Source organism: Paenibacillus sp. FSL K6-3182 (genome assembly GCF_037976325.1).
Lineage (GTDB): Bacteria > Bacillota > Bacilli > Paenibacillales > Paenibacillaceae > Pristimantibacillus.
In genome coordinates, this window is record NZ_CP150265.1 from 2,619,981 (window position 1) to 2,635,834 (window position 15,854).

11 protein-coding genes and 3 pseudogenes are annotated in these 15,854 nt (G+C 43.8%); 10 read left to right on the plus strand and 4 right to left on the minus strand.

The genetic code is table 11. The features are described from left to right. Nucleotides 1-4: 4 nt before the first annotated feature. From MHH56_RS11115 to MHH56_RS11125, 3 genes are all read left to right on the plus strand, one after another. Nucleotides 5-1,651: a helix-turn-helix domain-containing protein gene (locus tag MHH56_RS11115; protein WP_339208256.1), complete on the plus strand. Its 1,647-nt coding sequence runs from the start codon at nucleotides 5-7 to the stop codon at nucleotides 1,649-1,651. Nucleotides 1,652-1,743: 92 nt separating this feature from the next. Next, nucleotides 1,744-2,649 (plus strand): ABC transporter permease subunit, encoded by a 906-nt coding sequence (locus tag MHH56_RS11120; RefSeq protein WP_339208257.1) that lies wholly within the window; start codon nucleotides 1,744-1,746, stop codon nucleotides 2,647-2,649. Nucleotides 2,650-2,663: 14 nt separating this feature from the next. Next, nucleotides 2,664-3,542 carry a carbohydrate ABC transporter permease gene (locus MHH56_RS11125; protein WP_339208258.1) on the plus strand — a complete coding sequence of 293 codons (879 nt, stop codon included), beginning with the start codon at nucleotides 2,664-2,666 and terminating at the stop codon, nucleotides 3,540-3,542. Nucleotides 3,543-3,976: 434 nt separating this feature from the next. On the opposite strand, the pseudogene MHH56_RS11130 reads toward MHH56_RS11125, so the two are convergent. Further along, nucleotides 3,977-4,670 (minus strand): annotated as a pseudogene (locus MHH56_RS11130) (transposase); the annotation flags it as partial. A gap of 131 nt (nucleotides 4,671-4,801) precedes the next feature. On the opposite strand from MHH56_RS11130, the pseudogene MHH56_RS11135 reads away from it, so the two are divergent. The 3 genes and pseudogenes from MHH56_RS11135 to dcm all read left to right on the plus strand — a co-directional run. Continuing rightward, nucleotides 4,802-5,182 (plus strand): annotated as a pseudogene (locus MHH56_RS11135) (manganese catalase family protein); the annotation flags it as partial. A gap of 207 nt (nucleotides 5,183-5,389) precedes the next feature. Continuing rightward, nucleotides 5,390-5,656 carry a hypothetical protein gene (locus MHH56_RS11140; protein ID WP_339208260.1) on the plus strand — a complete coding sequence of 89 codons (267 nt, stop codon included), beginning with the start codon at nucleotides 5,390-5,392 and terminating at the stop codon, nucleotides 5,654-5,656. Nucleotides 5,657-5,707: 51 nt separating this feature from the next. Further along, on the plus strand, nucleotides 5,708-6,652 hold the full coding sequence (gene dcm, locus MHH56_RS11145; RefSeq protein ID WP_339208261.1) for a DNA (cytosine-5-)-methyltransferase: 945 nt from the start codon (nucleotides 5,708-5,710) through the stop codon (nucleotides 6,650-6,652). 315 nt (nucleotides 6,653-6,967) lie between these two features. Here the strand turns inward: dcm and MHH56_RS11150 are convergent, their stop codons facing one another. From MHH56_RS11150 to MHH56_RS11160, 3 genes are read right to left on the minus strand one after another with little or no spacing between them, the layout of a single operon-like run. After that, a complete protein-coding gene (locus tag MHH56_RS11150) occupies nucleotides 6,968-7,675 on the minus strand; it encodes an SDR family NAD(P)-dependent oxidoreductase (RefSeq protein WP_339208262.1) in 708 nt (235 codons plus the stop codon). Continuing rightward, on the minus strand, nucleotides 7,662-8,840 hold the full coding sequence (locus MHH56_RS11155; RefSeq protein ID WP_339209558.1) for an MFS transporter: 1,179 nt from the start codon (nucleotides 8,838-8,840) through the stop codon (nucleotides 7,662-7,664). The genes MHH56_RS11150 and MHH56_RS11155 overlap by 14 nt, the downstream gene beginning before the upstream one ends. Beyond that, complete coding sequence (locus MHH56_RS11160; RefSeq protein ID WP_339208263.1) at nucleotides 8,830-9,669, minus strand: SDR family NAD(P)-dependent oxidoreductase; 840 nt, start codon at nucleotides 9,667-9,669, stop codon at nucleotides 8,830-8,832. The genes MHH56_RS11155 and MHH56_RS11160 overlap by 11 nt, the downstream gene beginning before the upstream one ends. A gap of 167 nt (nucleotides 9,670-9,836) precedes the next feature. Here MHH56_RS11160 and MHH56_RS11165 point away from each other — a divergent pair, with 167 nt between their 5' ends. The 4 genes and pseudogenes from MHH56_RS11165 to MHH56_RS11180 all read left to right on the plus strand — a co-directional run bounded on the left by MHH56_RS11165 (nucleotide 9,837) and on the right by MHH56_RS11180 (nucleotide 15,853). Continuing rightward, on the plus strand, nucleotides 9,837-10,727 hold the full coding sequence (locus MHH56_RS11165; RefSeq protein ID WP_339208264.1) for a LysR family transcriptional regulator: 891 nt from the start codon (nucleotides 9,837-9,839) through the stop codon (nucleotides 10,725-10,727). 529 nt (nucleotides 10,728-11,256) lie between these two features. Beyond that, a pseudogene (locus tag MHH56_RS11170) lies at nucleotides 11,257-11,678 on the plus strand (recombinase family protein); the annotation flags it as partial. 892 nt (nucleotides 11,679-12,570) lie between these two features. Further along, entirely contained in the window at nucleotides 12,571-13,944 is a 1,374-nt protein-coding gene (locus tag MHH56_RS11175) for a sugar ABC transporter substrate-binding protein (protein ID WP_339208266.1), read from the plus strand. A 106-nt stretch (nucleotides 13,945-14,050) separates the two neighbouring features. Next, a complete protein-coding gene (locus MHH56_RS11180) occupies nucleotides 14,051-15,853 on the plus strand; it encodes a sensor histidine kinase (RefSeq protein ID WP_339208267.1) in 1,803 nt (600 codons plus the stop codon). The last annotated feature ends 1 nt before the right edge of the window (nucleotide 15,854 follow it).

The window sequence follows — 15,854 nt, forward strand, 5'->3', positions numbered from 1 at the left end:
CGCTATGTATAGTGTATTGCTAGTTGATGATGAGATCCATCTAATTGAAAGCTTGGAAGAGACTATAGACTGGAAAGCGCTTGAAATATCCAATCTATACTTGGCTTATTCTGTAGATGAAGGCATCGATATACTTTTAAACCACTCCATCGATATTGTAATAACAGATATTCGAATGCCCCCAAAAAATGGGTTGGCATTAATACAAGAAATTTCGATTAAATGGCCAAGGATTAGATGCATTCTGCTATCAGGCTATGCAGAATTCGAATATGCCATCAAAGCTATTGAACTGAAGGTGATCGAATATTTGATGAAGCCAATACGGATCGATCAATTTATTCAAGCTGTTCAAAAGGCGGTTTCCCTTATTAAGGAAGAAGGCGAAAAGATCGTTTCAACCCAACACCTACAGCGTCAGATAAAAGAAAACTTACCAATAATTCGGGCAAGTCTGTTAAAAGAAATGCTCCGAGGTAGGAAATATACACATGAAGAACTTCTGGCGAAGCTGAGTTTTTGTAAATTGTCCTTTGATCCGCTACACGAATGCTCTATGTTCATCATTCGGTTGGAAGAGCCATTCGGCAACTTTCTAGACTCAGATCGAACCATTCTGGAATATGCCGTAGTAAACATAGTAGAAGAATTAATAAAACCGGAGTTACTTATGTGGTATTGCAAAGATATTCATGAAAATCTGGTGTTCCTTGTGCAAATGAAAGAGAAAGACCAGTCACCTCGAATCTCTGGACCTGCCAAGATCACCTTACTTGAGAAACTAACGATAGAGATTCAACATAATGTGCAGATTTATTTAAAAGGTCATATCTCTTTGATCGTGGGTGAATGGGTTGAGTTTGCCAATGGAATCGGACCTTTGTATAAGAAGTGTATTGCTCTTCTGAGGCAACATGCATCTGTTCAGGACGAAATCTTCATGACCATATATGATGTGAAAAAAAACTCCTGGGTGAAAGCATTAGACGGCTTATACGAGCCTCCCCTATTATCCCAGCTTCTTGAGGCGGGCAAATGGGATCTCATTGATGAAAAACTAGAACAAGTTTTTAATGAAATTAAGCAATTACAAAATTCTCCAAAAGAGCATTTACATGAAGCTGCCCTAGCTATCTCGAGCGCGATTATCCATATGCTTCATAATAATGGTTTAGTCCTTTATGAAGTGTTTGGAAATGAACAGCAAGGCTTCCATCATGTAAGTAGTTTCAATCAAATATATGATTTGGAGAGATGGACGTCCATTGTCTTTCAGCAAGTTCGAAAGCATTTCGAGGAAAAAACGCAGGAGAATAACGAATCCATCGTGGCTTCCGTTCACCGGATTATTCATGCATTACCCCTGCAGGAGCTGACAGTAGGGTTGATTGCGGATCAGATGTCGCTGCATCCGGCTTATTTATCAAAGATATATAAAACGGAAACAGGCGAGAATATATCAGATCATATTATCCACTTGAAGCTCGAACGTGCTAAACAACTGCTCCTAGGGACCAATGATAAAGTTTATGAGATTACAGATCAGCTAGGTTATCAGAACCCTCAATATATGATTAAGATATTCAAGAGGCATTATGGAGTAACGCCTCAAGAATACCGAGATCAAAAAACAAAATCTTCAGGTCATTAAAATCCTACCATTTGAGATGAGATTTGTGCCCTATAAACATCTATTTCTCGCTTGTTATAATGTTTGTACAAACAGAGAAAAGGAGTTTTTAAATGGGAAATCGTTCATTGTACAAGCGGAATTATCAGCTTTATCTGATGATCATACCGGGAATAATAAGTGCTTTCATTTTTTACTATCTCCCGATGGCTGGTGCTATCATGGCTTTTCAGGACTTTAAACCTTGGTTGGGTTTTATAGAATCACCATGGGTTGGGTTTAAGCATTTTCATACTATATTCCAATATGATGAATCTAAACAGGTCATCTGGAATACGCTGGTGATTGCAAGTTTGAAGATAGTCTTTGGATTAATTGTTCCTGTTACGTTCGCACTCCTGTTAAATGAAGTTCGAAATACGAAACTTAAAAAAACAGTTCAAACCTTGGTTTATTTTCCGCACTTTCTCTCCTGGGTATTATTGGGGGGGGTATTACTAGACATTTTATCTCCCAATGGGGGACTCCTGAACCGATTCATAGAAGGTGTTTTTGGAATTGAACCATTCTTTTTCCTAGGAGATGGCACTTCATTCCGGATTACGGTTATCGTGAGTGATGTATGGAAAGAATTCGGGTTTTCAACAATTGTATTTTTGGCCTCATTAGCAGGTATTAGTCCTACACTGTACGAAGCTTCTGTCATGGACGGGGCTAATCGTTGGAAACAGACCGTTCATGTGACAATCCCCGGCATACTCCCTATCATCATTGTAATGGGGACCCTCGCGCTAGGTAATGTTCTAAATGCAGGGTTCGACCAGATATTTAACTTGTATAATCCGTTAGTATATGACAAGGGCGATATTATCGATACGTATGTATATCGCATGTCTATCATTAATGGTGATTACAGCTTTGGTACAGCGGTTGGATTATTCAAATCTATTGTCGCTATGATTCTCATTATTATTTCGTACAGATTAGCTTATAAATTTGCGAATTACCGGATCTTTTAGCAGGGGGCAACGATATGAATAAGGTAAAGCGTGGATATTCTATATTTACAATCGGAAACAATGTGTTTTTAATTTTAGTCGCATTATTGTGTATCATTCCATTGATCCATATTCTAGCAGTTTCTTTTAGCGGACGCGCCGCAGCAAATGCCAATATTGTCGGCCTATGGCCGGTAGATTTTAATGTAGATGCCTACGTTAAGACGATAGGTAACGAACAATTTGTCAATGCAATATGGACTACGATTAAACGAACAGTTCTGGGCACGGCCATCGGCATGGCTATTACTATTTTAACCGCTTATCCGCTCTCTAAAGAAAGCAACGTATTTAAAGGTAGAACCGTATTCGCTTGGGCACTAGTGTTTACAATGCTATTTAGCGGTGGTTTAGTGCCAACATACATCCTGGTTCAGAAGTTACATTTGTTTAATACGATATGGGCGTTAATTCTACCCGGAATCGTAGGTGTTTATAATATTATTCTGATGTTGAACTTCTTTCGAATTATACCGAAGGAACTAGAAGAAGCTTCGCTGATCGATGGTGCCAATCACATAACGATCTTGCTACGTGTATACTTGCCTATTTCGTTACCGTCGCTTGCAACTCTCATACTATTTACTATGGTTGGGCATTGGAATTCATGGTTTGATGGATTAATATATATGACCAAACCAGAAAACTATCCACTTGCTACTTATTTACAAACGGTCATTGTCCAGCAAGATTTCAGTAAAATATCAGTGAAAGCTGAGGACTTGGCTAATATATCCCAAAGAACGGTCAAATCAGCGCAAATTTTTATTGGAATGCTACCTATTCTTCTTATTTATCCATTTTTTCAAAGGTTCTTTGTTAAAGGAATTGTTGTTGGGGCTGTAAAAGAATAGTATATAAGTCTTCATATTGAGGGGGAAGTAAGGAAGTCTTAGACTAGATGATATTAGTTCCTTATTGACTTACTATAATAAACAAATGGTTGAACCAGTGAACATAATCCCTGAGTTCAATATGAAGTTGCTCTGAATTAAAAAAACAACGACAACCAATTAACGTACAGAACTTGTTTTCAGCCTCCTGGAGAAACTATACACCTGAAATTAAATTAACGGGCACTTCGGTCGATTTGTTTGTCCGGGATCGCATATTATTGCATCCAGCTACGGGTCGGCAGCCAGTGTGTCTAATGTTGCGTTTCTAAGTTCTTCCGGCAAACAGGTTATTGTAGTCCTATTCAATGAAAACGAAGCGCCGCAGCCATTTACGCTGGTTTGGGATGACAAACAGGCAACAGGCATTTTGCACGAACAAAATGAACGGCGATAATCTCCGTTTCTACCGTTTGTAAATGCAGGCAAGCAAGATCGTACTCATCGAGCAGCTGCTTCAAGTGGAGCTTGTAGGCATGTGTGGCTTGCTCAGAACCCACAGATCTGCTAGCCAATGAGATAAGAGCTCGAGCTTTTCGATCACCAGAATGCCGTTTCATAAGCGTTTTCCAGCCCCGTAAGATATCTTGAGGCTGTAATTTACACAATTCTTCGGGCGTTGGGAAAAGACGAAGTGTCGCCAATGAACCGATACACATGATGTTTTTAAAAACTTGTCGTAACTCAGGAAAAACAACGTCGACCCAGCGGTGAATTTGGTTCTTCGCACTAACGAGTCTCGTTACGACAGAGTCACGGTTTGAGAGAAAGACACGTAGTTATTCAAATGCCGGGTGAAAGAGTAGTAGCCGTTTTTGACCATGTCTGCAATGACGAGAGCATCCTTTTTGTCACTCTTGGATGGGAATTGTCGCGGTTTTCATTATTCTTTTTCACGAGATGTGGATTGACTAGAACAACTTCAAACTGACGATTTGAGAGCCCTTTGGATAGATTAAGTCAGTAGTGTCTGGTAGGCTCCATTCCAACAATGGCTGCCGTTAAAGCGTGAGTGGTTTGCAGCGACTGGATCCACCGAAGAAGGCTGTTAAAACCTTCAATGCTATTGCTAATTATGCGAAAGATGATGCTTTTTGGTTGAAAATAATTTTTTTGACTAGTGGAGGTGAAGATTTTTTCGATATTAAACAAAATTATTCGAAATCGAAAAGCCTTACTGTGTATAGGAAAATCATCACTGTTAATTACTATGTACCAACGAATTTGCACACCTTGAGATGATTGCGACCATGATTTACAAGCTGACAAAAGATGCAACGCCAGAACAGCTTAAGGCTGCAGGTCTAGGTGCTCATTATGTGGCTCATGACAGCGCTTTGTTTTATGAGAATGCAGGCGGCGTACCCTTTACGGCTACGTACATTCAGGCCAAAGGTGATCCAATTGCGGATCTATATGAGGACATAGCGGCGGAGGAGAAGGCTAGGGCGACGTATCAGTGGCTAATTGATCTTACGGATGATGTGGATCTGCAGGATAGCTTGAAGTATTTGCGGGAGCGGGAGATTATACACTCTCTGCGGTTCCGGGAAGCGGTGGAAATACTTAAGGATAAGCGGGATGAGAAGATATTCTATTAGAGGGAACCTCTCTGCAGGGTGCTGCGGGGAGGTTTTTTCTTTTGCCTGCTGATGTTAAGCTAACAGGAAGAAGAGTGTGGTGGAACCGCTATTTATTATCGCTCTATCTTTTGCCAGAGAAACACGTCCGCTAAACCTACAATTTGATTGATTTAACAAGTCCAACAGGAGCTAAGCGGAATTTCAGCTATACGCTTATACGCAGTGGTGTACACAGAAGAGTTGGAAGCAAACCGACTTAGATGGAATGAAGTAAACCGAAGGACGTACGAGGTCGTTCATCCCTTTTGGGCGTATCAACGTTTTGTTCTTAACGAGAGAACATCAGATACCGGCATTAGAATGGGATTTGGACTTATGCAGGCTGGAATGAAATGTGTGGGATATGCGGAATGTGATACAAAATGCGAAACATGCCTAACATTCACGCAGCATGAAGCTCATCCTAAAAAAAGTATTACACAATCTGCCTAACGTGCGGATCTCCCAAAAAACAACCTACTCCCGAGAGTTTTAAAATCTTACATGATCCAAACGAAAGGATGTGGAGTGCTTATGTTGGTTGCGGGATTTCCTTGCCAGGCTTTCTCCATTGCTGGAAAGCGTGAAGGATTTAACGACGCTATTAGAGGGACAGTATTCTTTGAGATCATCAGGTTCGCATCTATTCTCAAACCTGAATTTATATGCCTTGAAAACGTCATAGGACTCCTCAGTCATGACAAAGGGAGAACGTTCGAGACTATCATCGGAACGTTGGATGAGTTGGGGTACGTGGGGGAGTGGTATGTGCTTAACAGCTCGGCCTATGTGCCACAAAACAGAGAACGAGTCTTCAGTGTCGCAAGTCTTAGAGGATCAAGTGGACGAAAAATATTTCCTTTCAGAGGAGAAAACAACAAGCCTGCTAAAGACTCTAAAACAATAGCTTCTAGGGTCATGATCGCTGGAAATGTAAATCCAAGCAGAAGAGGTATGAATGGCCAAGTAATTGCAGCAAACGGACTAGCGCCGACACTTACAACGAATAAGGGTGAAGGTAACAAAATTTTAGTTAATGTATCACAAAAGACAGGTGTCAACGAAGCAGGAGAAGCAGCTTGTTTAGATGCAAGTTATTTCAAAGGATTAGGAGCCAATCAAGCTCGAACAGGGGTCATTGAACCCATGGCTGTATTAACACCTGACCGCGAAGAGAAAAGGCAGAACGGACGTCGATTTAAGGAGCCAGGGGAACCATCTTTTACGCTAACAGCACAGGACAAACATGGAATCTATGATGGTTATCGTATTCGCAAACTGACACCTCTTGAATGTTTTCGACTGCAGTCTTTTCCGGACGATTGGTTTTATACACTCAAAGGATATGGGATAAGCGATTCCCAATTATATAAAATGGCAGGCAATGCTGTAACGAGCCGAGTTGCTTATGAAATCGGTAAACGATTGATGGATTCCTTCAGATTTTAATGTACTTGAGTAATGCAGTCTGTTCTGTGCTGCATTAATTTTTTGTATAAACAGTATCTACATTGTTATCTAAGGGTAATAAAAGTAGTACATGTTAGGTTATCAGCATTATCATTTCCCTCAACTAATAAAAAGAAGCAGCCGATCATTATGATTGGCTGCTTCTGTGTATTTTTGAACTATGGTTTCCCGTTAGTTCAACGATTTATTGATTTTAGACTTCAATTCTGTTTTCATAACAAGAAAAACACTAATTCAATCAAATCTTCCACATTGTTACTCCTCCATATTAGCAAACACCCAGACTTACTTACATCACCAATTGATTAGTTTACCATCTCTGAAGAACCCACAGCGTGGTCGTTCCGCCCCCAATTTTATCAACCCGAGGATCAACTCGGCAGCATGTTTTGGAGTTCTTGGAGCGGACGAACCTCCCATATCCGAGCTGACCCACCCTGGATCGGCTGCATAAATTTTTATATGTCCTTTGACTTCGGCTGCTGCCAATTGGGTCAATGCATTCATGGCAAGTTTGGAGATCTTGTATGCACCAGCACCTTCAGATGACATGGCACTCATGGTTCCATATTCCGAGGAGACATTAATTATTGTTCCATATCCTCGCTCTTCCATAAGTGGTACAAACGAACGCATGACATGATAAACACCGTATAAATTCGTTGTCATTGTGATCTCGAGAATTGTTGGATCCATCGATAATAAGTTGTTATCCCCGTCAAGATAAATACCAGCATTATTAATTAGTATATCTAATCGCCCAACGGTCTCTGTGATAGTCATTGCAGCTTGACGAATGCTTTCTTGATCCGTTACATCAATTAAAATAAAGGAGACATCAAATCCCGATTCGGCAAGCTGTTGCGCAACTGCAGTGCCCTTGTTTGTATCTCTGCTTGCTAATATGACCTTGAAACCCATGCAAGCTAATTGTTTGACGAGTTCATGTCCGATGCCACGATTCGCTCCTGTGACCAGAGCTACCTGCTTATCTATCATCATGAGCAACCTCCAATCGACCCTCTATTGATATTTTTGGATAAATGGACGCAATGCTTAATACAACGAACAAGATCCCTCCAAGTAAGACGTATGGCGCCCCCATTCCCGTTATGAAAAGCCCACATACGCTTGCGCCTATTGTTGTGCCCAAGTTAGCAGATGTCAGGAAGATTCCGTTTGCGAATTCAGGCGCATCCGGCGCTGAAGTGACAATCCAATATTGAGTAATATTGCCGCCAATCCCTCCCAATACTCCCCAGATCAGAATCATACAGACCATGGGTACGCTGAACTGGCCGAGGAATAACATGAGGATGTAGACGCCACCTAATACAAACGGATATCGCTTTATTGTACTTAATGCATGATGAGTAAGCAGTCTCCCTGCGATTATGTTTCCAATCATATTAGCCGCACCGTAAAGGAATAACATCAAACTAATGGTGTTCCAAGTCAATTGGGTCACGATTTCCAAGTATTCCGCAAGATAACTGTACACTCCGAACAAGGCTCCGTTCATGAAGATAACCGCGGCAATGGACAACCAAACTGCTGATCTTCTTAAGACTCGCAATTGAACGCCATAAGAAGGCTTATTCGCTACAGGCATAGACGGAACGAATAAAAGCGTTGCGATGAAGGCGGCTATATTTACCACCGCAAAGAACAACATCGCATAAGCAAGCGATGTTGCGCTTGCGATTATGCTGGCGACCGGTACCCCAATTACCATGCCCGCAGAAACGCCAATGAAGACTTTCGCTACTGCCTTTGATGCTTCTTCTTTGTTAACGGTAGCGGCTGCGACCGTAAAGGCCATGGAACAATAAATCGGGTGAAAAAAAGCGGGTACGACACGTGCAATCAATAACACGGTAAAGTCTGATGTAATAGCGGAAACGAAATTGCCCACAATAAAAATGCCAAGTGCAAGTAGCATGATTTTTTTACGATTTATCCCCGAGAACAATGAGGGCAAAATGGGACCAGAGATGGCAACCGCAAGCGCAAAGAGGCTAACGATCAGCCCCGCAGCGGAGATGCTGACCTGGAAGTGGTCCGAGATTAAAGGCAAAATTCCGATAACGCCCATTTCAGTATTTAAAATACCAAATACCCCAAAAGTTAATACATAGACAACTAAATGGTTGCGATTAATCCTCATACGCCATAGCTGACGAAAGCTCTCGGTAGGCATTAACTTGAGCTTGAAGATCGACAATCTTCTGCTCAGCAATACCCATCGCGTCAGCGCCTCCGATAAAGCGTTTCGGTGGATCAATCTCACTTACAATCTTGAGAATCGCATTCGCGAGCTTGGTTGGATCACCAGATTGTTGCCCATTTTGTTCTTTGAAAAATGACAGGAAGCTTGCTCTGCGATCCTCGTAATCTTCGAGTAAGTTTTTGGCGTAAGTCGACGAGGACTCTGTCAGAAATTCCGTACGGAAAAAGCCCGGATTGACAATCGTCGTATGAATGCCGAAAGGAGCTATTTCAGGTGAGAGGGACTCCATCCAGCCCTCAAGCGCGAATTTCGATGCACTGTAGGCTGAGTTAAACTCAAAGCCGGAAATGCCTGCACCGGAAGAAATCGAGACGATATGACCGGTACGCTGCTTGCGCATGACAGGCAACACCGCACGGGTAACGTTCATAGGCCCTATCAATGACACGTGTAATTGCTCATCGATTTGGACGGGGGTCAGTTCTTCAAAGAAACCTCCATAAAATTGCGCGGCATTATTAACAAGCACATCGATAGTGCCGAAGCGATCAATTGCAGCCTTAACTGCCGACTGAGCATCATCAGGACGGGTAACATCCAATTTAACGACCAAGGCATTCTCAGAATCACCGATCGCTTTAGCCACCGCGTCTGTATTGCGTCCTGTAGCCACAACCTTATGTCCTGCATTCAAGGCAGCTTTCACGATTATTTTGCCCATACCTCGGCCAGTTCCCGTGATAAACCAAACCTTTTCTCTAACCATGTTTAAAATCCCTCCGATTTCTTTATAACAATGTGGATCAAAAAAGCTGATTGTATTTATTTTAGACGTGCTATTATCACATAACAAATACTTATATCTCATAACTTGATATGCTTGAAAAGCATTTCTTGAACATGTAGTATGGAAACAAAAAAGGAGATATGTCGATGGAGGTAAGAGTATTACGTTATTTCCTTACTGTCGCTAGAGAAGGGAGCATTACGGCAGCTGCAGACTTTTTACATCTAACACAGCCAACCTTGTCCAGACAATTAAAGGATCTTGAACAAACGTTAGGAAAAAAACTATTTATTCGCAGTAGCCACCATATTGTCCTCACAGAAGAAGGAACGCTTTTGAGAAGAAGAGCTGAAGAAATCATTGAGATGGTTGATAAATTAGAGACTGAGTTCCGGTCTATGGAGGAAACTGTTAGTGGGGATGTATATATAGGTGGCGGGGAAACAGAAGCCATGAAACAAATTGCTCGAGTAGTAAAGAAATTGCATTCAAAATATCCGCATATACGGTATCATCTCTACAGCGGGAATGAAGATGACGTAACGGAGCGGATCAATAGGGGCCTGCTTGACTTTGGCATACTCATTCAACCGGCTGATGTTTCGAAATACAATTATTTGAATTTGCCCGCCAAAGACGTTTGGGGCGTTGTGATGAGAAAAGATAGTCCACTAGCTTGCAAGGATGTAATTCAACCCGCTGACTTACTACAAGTTCCGCTCATTTGCTCTAGACAGGCGCTAAAGCAAACATTTTCAAAGAATGATTTTGCGGATTGGTTTGGTGACGATTTCGATAAACTAAATATCATAGCCACTTACAACCTGGCCTATAATGCCTCAATCATGGTTGAAGAAGGCATCGGTTATGCTCTAACACTAGATAAGATCGTAAATACGTCGTTTGATAGCAACCTTTGTTTTAGACCTCTCGAGCCAAGAGTAGAGTCCGGATTGAATATGGTTTGGAAAAAACATCAGGTCTTTTCCGCTGCTGCAAAAACATTCTTGACTCATATTCAAGATTTCTATGGATAGTGTTACAACTTTCCAAAATTCCGCGGGCCACGACCAGCTCTGCCAATAAGTTCTACCCAATATGTTTATATATCGCAATAGGTCCAATCTTGAACCTTCTGCCAAAAGCGAGTTTACCTCTCGATAATAGTATGGTATACACGTTACCGCGCTTTATCCTTCTCTTCATCTGGCGACTGGGTATATGAAGACCAATTACTAATCAAGATTTCGATGATTATACCGTATCAAAAGTGTGTCCAGAAAATGAAACGTTCCAAAAATCAAATATACAGTTTTTGAAACACTTTATTGTGTCTTTTTTTAGTGTATCAAAAAGCATGCATTTTGAAAGGATAGGATGGTGACTAAGGCTATACCGGTATATAATTCAATCCAGATACTTCAATATGTGAAAAAAGACAATTTACCTTTCTTGTACAATAAGGGACACTCTTCTGAATTAACGTAATGGACAAAGAGTATGAGTTATAAACCTACAAGGGAGAGAAGACATAGATATCTTTATAGAGAAGGAGGAGTATTAATGATGGAGATGGGCTACGCGCGTGTTTCTACTAAGGTGCAAAATCCGGAAAGGCAACTGCTGATAAATTGAGCGGCAAAGACTTCAATCGACCTCAGTATCAGGCTAAGTGTCTTATGTTGAGACAAGGTGATTTAGTTTACATCCATTCGTTAGATCGATAGGGACGAGATTACGAAGGAATCATAGATGAGTGGGAATATATTACTCGTGAGATTGTAGCGGATATTGTTTGTTTGGATAACGAGCTGCTCTTTGATTCTAGAAAGTATCGAACCATGGGTAACTTCGGAAAGGTCCTGGAGAGTCAATTTCTTAGTTTGCTTGCCTATGTAGCAGAACAAGAGTGTAAAAAGAATCTGGAGCGACAAGCTGAAGGAATTGCAGTGGCTAAATCTGAAGGAGTTAAGTTTGGCAGGCCGCGAAAGGAAATTGAATCAAATTTTATTGAAGTGTATCAAGCTTGGAAAGCTTCCGTAAATCTATAGCGTATGTCACAAGGCAGATGGAGGAAAATATAAGATTTCTGCTTAGGCTACGCTTTAACGACTAGCAACTCAAATTACCGCTGGCTAGTCAAAAAGCCGAGCGGTTTTTTTGGCCAACCTGAGAGCGCATAGCTCGTTTAATACCTACCACAGACATCATAGCTAGTACGGTTAAGAGGTGTGCCATAACGCCGTGAAGCAATGTCGCCGTATGAAATCAAGACGTTGAGCATTGCTCTCTCTCCTTCTAATTTATTGTTGCCTCTGTGATTAAGAGACGCATACGCCAACCGTATCCTGCTCGGTTAAACCTTATGAGCAAGCTACTCGTGCGGCGGCTGTAACGGTTATCATCAGGGCATTATCTCTGTAGTTGCGAACAGCCCCAGTAGACTGAACATTTGAGAAATGTTTAGTCTGTGATGTTTTCTATGAGGCCAACGCCAGCCGTTTCACCCCATTCAGAAAAGAATCGTCGTAAGAACGCAAAATAAACTACGACATCACAATTAACTAATGGGTATTTCCAAGCCGGGTATCGAAGGTATAGGGGAGAATGAGACCGAGAAGAAGCAGTCCAGTATGCTGGCAAAAAATCGATTAGGAAGCGTCCCCAATGTTTGAATTAGAATTGAACTGACTCACTATCCGCATTGCAATCAAAAGTCCTTTGTCTTATTGGCGTCCTGCGTTTCAAGCTTCATCGTCTGCTTCTTGAACCTTCTGAATATTTTGCAACTCAGGAACCGAGAATATTGAATTATTAAGCGCTCTCTTGGATGATACAATGTTACTGCAAACAACCACAATAAAGAGAGGGGCATCATCCTTGAAAAAGTCAAAACTTGCTGCCATCGGCACAAGCGCGCTGCTCGTCACTGCCTTCCTTGCAGGCTGCTCATCCAACAACAATGTGAACACCGCCAGCCCGTCGGGAACTGCTTCAGGAAGCGCATCCACGTCGTCTACATCGGCTTCTGACAAGCCCACATCCGGCGAACAGGTCAAGCTGACCTTCTGGCGCAATTCCGGCAATGACGCCGAAAACTCCGCTTACGATCAATTGGTGAAGGCATTCAATGCGAACAATCCAGACATCAAGGTCGAGATGAGTCCGATTCCTTATTCGGACTACGATGCGAAGCTGCGGACCTCGATTGCAGCGAACAATCCGCCGGATATTATGGCAATCGATGCACCGAACATGGCATCCTACGCGCAATCAGGAGCATTGCAATCGTTGACGAATTATTTCAAGGTGGACGGCAATCTCGACGATATTCCGGCGGGTACAATTGGGGCTTATACTTACAAGGACAACATTTACATGGCACCGCTTACCGAATCGTCCATTGCACTTTTCTACAATAAGAAGATGTTCGAGGCAGCAGGTATTCCGCTACCGTCCAAAAACCCGGATGAGCCGATGACATGGGATCAAGTGCGCGAAGCGGCTATCAAGCTGACTGACGCGAAAAAGCGCATTTATGGCATCGATCCGGCCCAAGGCTTTGGGAACGCGGGAGCGGCCGCTTACTTCAAGTACCCGATCATCTGGCAGTTCGGTGGGGAGATCATGGACAAGGATGGTATGACATCTAAGGGCTACCTGGATATGCCGGAGACGAAGAAGGCGGTACAATTCTTCGCGGATCTGTATAATAAGGACAAAGTATCGTCGCTGGAATACCCGCCGGATCCGTTCCCTACAGGCAAGCTTGCGATGACGGTCGACGGCTCCTGGTCGTTGTCCTTCTTGGCCGAGAAGTTCCCGAATTTCAAGCTCGGTGAGGATTGGGACGTCGCGCCGCTGCCTAAAGAAACGAAGCAAGCGGTGGCCAACGGCTCTTGGTCCCTCGCCATCTCTTCCCAGAGTAAGAACGCGGACGCAGCCTGGAAGTTCGTGAACTACGTGACTGGAGCGGAAGGCTCCAAGCTGTACAGCAGCGTGACGAAAGATATTCCGGTTCGCTACTCCGTCGCGAAGCAGTTCCCTGAGCTGAACGAATATCCGAAGAACGTCTTTGTCATCCAGAACCAGAAATACGGTCGCTCGCGTCCGATTACGCCGATCTTCCCGCAGATGTCGGATGCCGTCAACAAGATGCTTGAAGACGTAACTATTGGTAAACGCAACGTCGATACGGCGATTGCTGATGCCATCAAGAAGATCGACAAGGCTTACGCCGATATGCCGAAGTAAGAAATAAAGGATAACCTGAAAAAGACGTCCGCTATTTGCGGATCGTCTTTTTCAGGCTTTTGCGTTCAAATAGCTCTCATCTTACATTCACCGGAGGCCTGACGACATGCTCTACTCGCTTCGAAGCCGACTTATGGTTGCTTTCTCCATCCTGCTTATTTTCCCGTTCGTTTCGTTGGTCTATATTCTGACTTCCGCGTCGGCGAACCTTATTAAGAATTCCCTTGAAATATCCGCTTCGCAGACGATCGAGCAGTATGCTTCCCACGTAACGACCTTGATGAAGCAGTTGGAGGATATCGGCAACCAGGTTCTCGGAAGCTCGATTACCCAGACTTGGCTGGCCGATCTGCGCAATAGCGAAGACCTGGAGAGAGAAGAACTGCTGGCGAAGCGCAGGGTACGGGATTTTCTGTCCTCCTATGCGGTGAATAATTCCAACGGAATCTCGATCAGTCTTTTTACTATAGCGAAGGGCGGATTGTGGAAGCAGGATCGCACATATGAACAGCAACCTTGGTTTCTGGATTACAAGGAGCAGAATGTGAAATGGACCGGGTCTCACCTGGACGAGGACCAGCCGGATGAGAACATGAGGAACCGCAATGTGAACGGCTACCTGCTGCCTCTTGTTGAGCTTCAGACGTTGACCAGCGTTGGCATCGTTAAGGTCAACTATCCGACGAGCGTTCTGCGGGATCCACTTGAACGGATTCATTTCGGCGAGACGGGCCGCGTCTTCCTGCTGGACATCGATGGGCGGAGCGTGCTAGGCCAGCAGTTTACAGGAGTAGCGGGCATCTTGCAGGAAGGGATAAGCAAGCTTGCCAAAGTCCGGCAGACCAATCAGGCGGGGAAGCGAGAGAGGGAGAGCGGCGTGTTAGCCGTACGAAATCAGGGCAAGCCTTACCTGGTCTTCTACGAGGAGCTGCCAGATCAGAACTGGACGATCATGGGCGTCGTGCCGGAACGGGAATTGTATGCGAAGCTGAACCGCATTAAGGAGACGATGCTGCTCGTAAGCGGAATTCTGCTGGTGATCGTGCTTGTCGTGGCATTCGGCCTGTCCAAAAGCGTCACGAATCCCCTTACGCGAATGGCCCGATCCATGAAGCTTGTGAAGCGAGGCGAGTTCGACGAAGCGATTAAACAGATGCCCAACACCCAGCGGGGGCACAGTGAGATCGGTTATGTGACCGGCGCTTTCGGACAGATGACGCACCGGCTGAAGTACCTGATCGAAACGGAATACGAGACGAACCTGAGGCGTAAAAACGCCGAATACAAAGCGTTGCTGCTGCAGATCAACCCGCATTTTTACAACAATACGCTCGAAATTATTAGTGGTCTGGCCGCTATGAAGCGCAATGACCTCGTTATGGATGCAACCGAGTCGTTGGGACAGATGATGCGGTATTCGCTGGATTTGAGCTCTGATCAGGTGTGGGTGCCGGAAGAACTCGATTATATCCGGGATTATTTGTTCATCCTAAAGCTAAGGTATGACGATCGACTACAGGTACGGATCGAAGAGGCGCCGGGGGCCCGTGAACTTAAGATGCCTAAGTTTATTCTGCAGCCCTTGGTTGAGAATGCGGTTAAATACAGTTTGGAAAACGGGGAAATAGCGATTGTTGAACTAGGTGCCGAGGCCCGCGACGGTTGGCTGTACTTGACCATCTCCGACAACGGAATCGGCATGAATGGGGAACTGGCAGCCGATTTGCAGAGGGGGCTGTCTGGGGCGGATACGACGGCGATCCTCCACACGGAGGGGAACAGCATCGGACTCCGAAACGTGCTGGCGCGCTGCAGGGTGCAATACGGCGATGCCTTTGAAGTCCACATTGCTTCATCACCGGATTTCGGCACAACGATAACGATGCGGTTGCCCGCAAGAAGGAATTGAT

Bases quoted from the DNA above. Each gene is read 5' to 3' on its own strand.
- MHH56_RS11120 (WP_339208257.1), top strand. From the start codon at position 1,744: ATGGGAAATCGTTCATTGTACAAGCGGAATTATCAGCTTTATCTGATG.
- MHH56_RS11180 (WP_339208267.1), top strand. From the start codon at position 14,051: ATGCTCTACTCGCTTCGAAGCCGACTTATGGTTGCTTTCTCCATCCTG.
- MHH56_RS11125 (WP_339208258.1), top strand. From the start codon at position 2,664: ATGAATAAGGTAAAGCGTGGATATTCTATATTTACAATCGGAAACAAT.
- MHH56_RS11150 (WP_339208262.1), bottom strand. From the start codon at position 7,675: ATGATGATAGATAAGCAGGTAGCTCTGGTCACAGGAGCGAATCGTGGC.
- MHH56_RS11160 (WP_339208263.1), bottom strand. From the start codon at position 9,669: ATGGTTAGAGAAAAGGTTTGGTTTATCACGGGAACTGGCCGAGGTATG.
- MHH56_RS11155 (WP_339209558.1), bottom strand. From the start codon at position 8,840: ATGAGGATTAATCGCAACCATTTAGTTGTCTATGTATTAACTTTTGGG.
- MHH56_RS11165 (WP_339208264.1), top strand. From the start codon at position 9,837: ATGGAGGTAAGAGTATTACGTTATTTCCTTACTGTCGCTAGAGAAGGG.
- MHH56_RS11115 (WP_339208256.1), top strand. From the start codon at position 5: ATGTATAGTGTATTGCTAGTTGATGATGAGATCCATCTAATTGAAAGC.
- dcm (WP_339208261.1), top strand. From the start codon at position 5,708: ATGATCCAAACGAAAGGATGTGGAGTGCTTATGTTGGTTGCGGGATTT.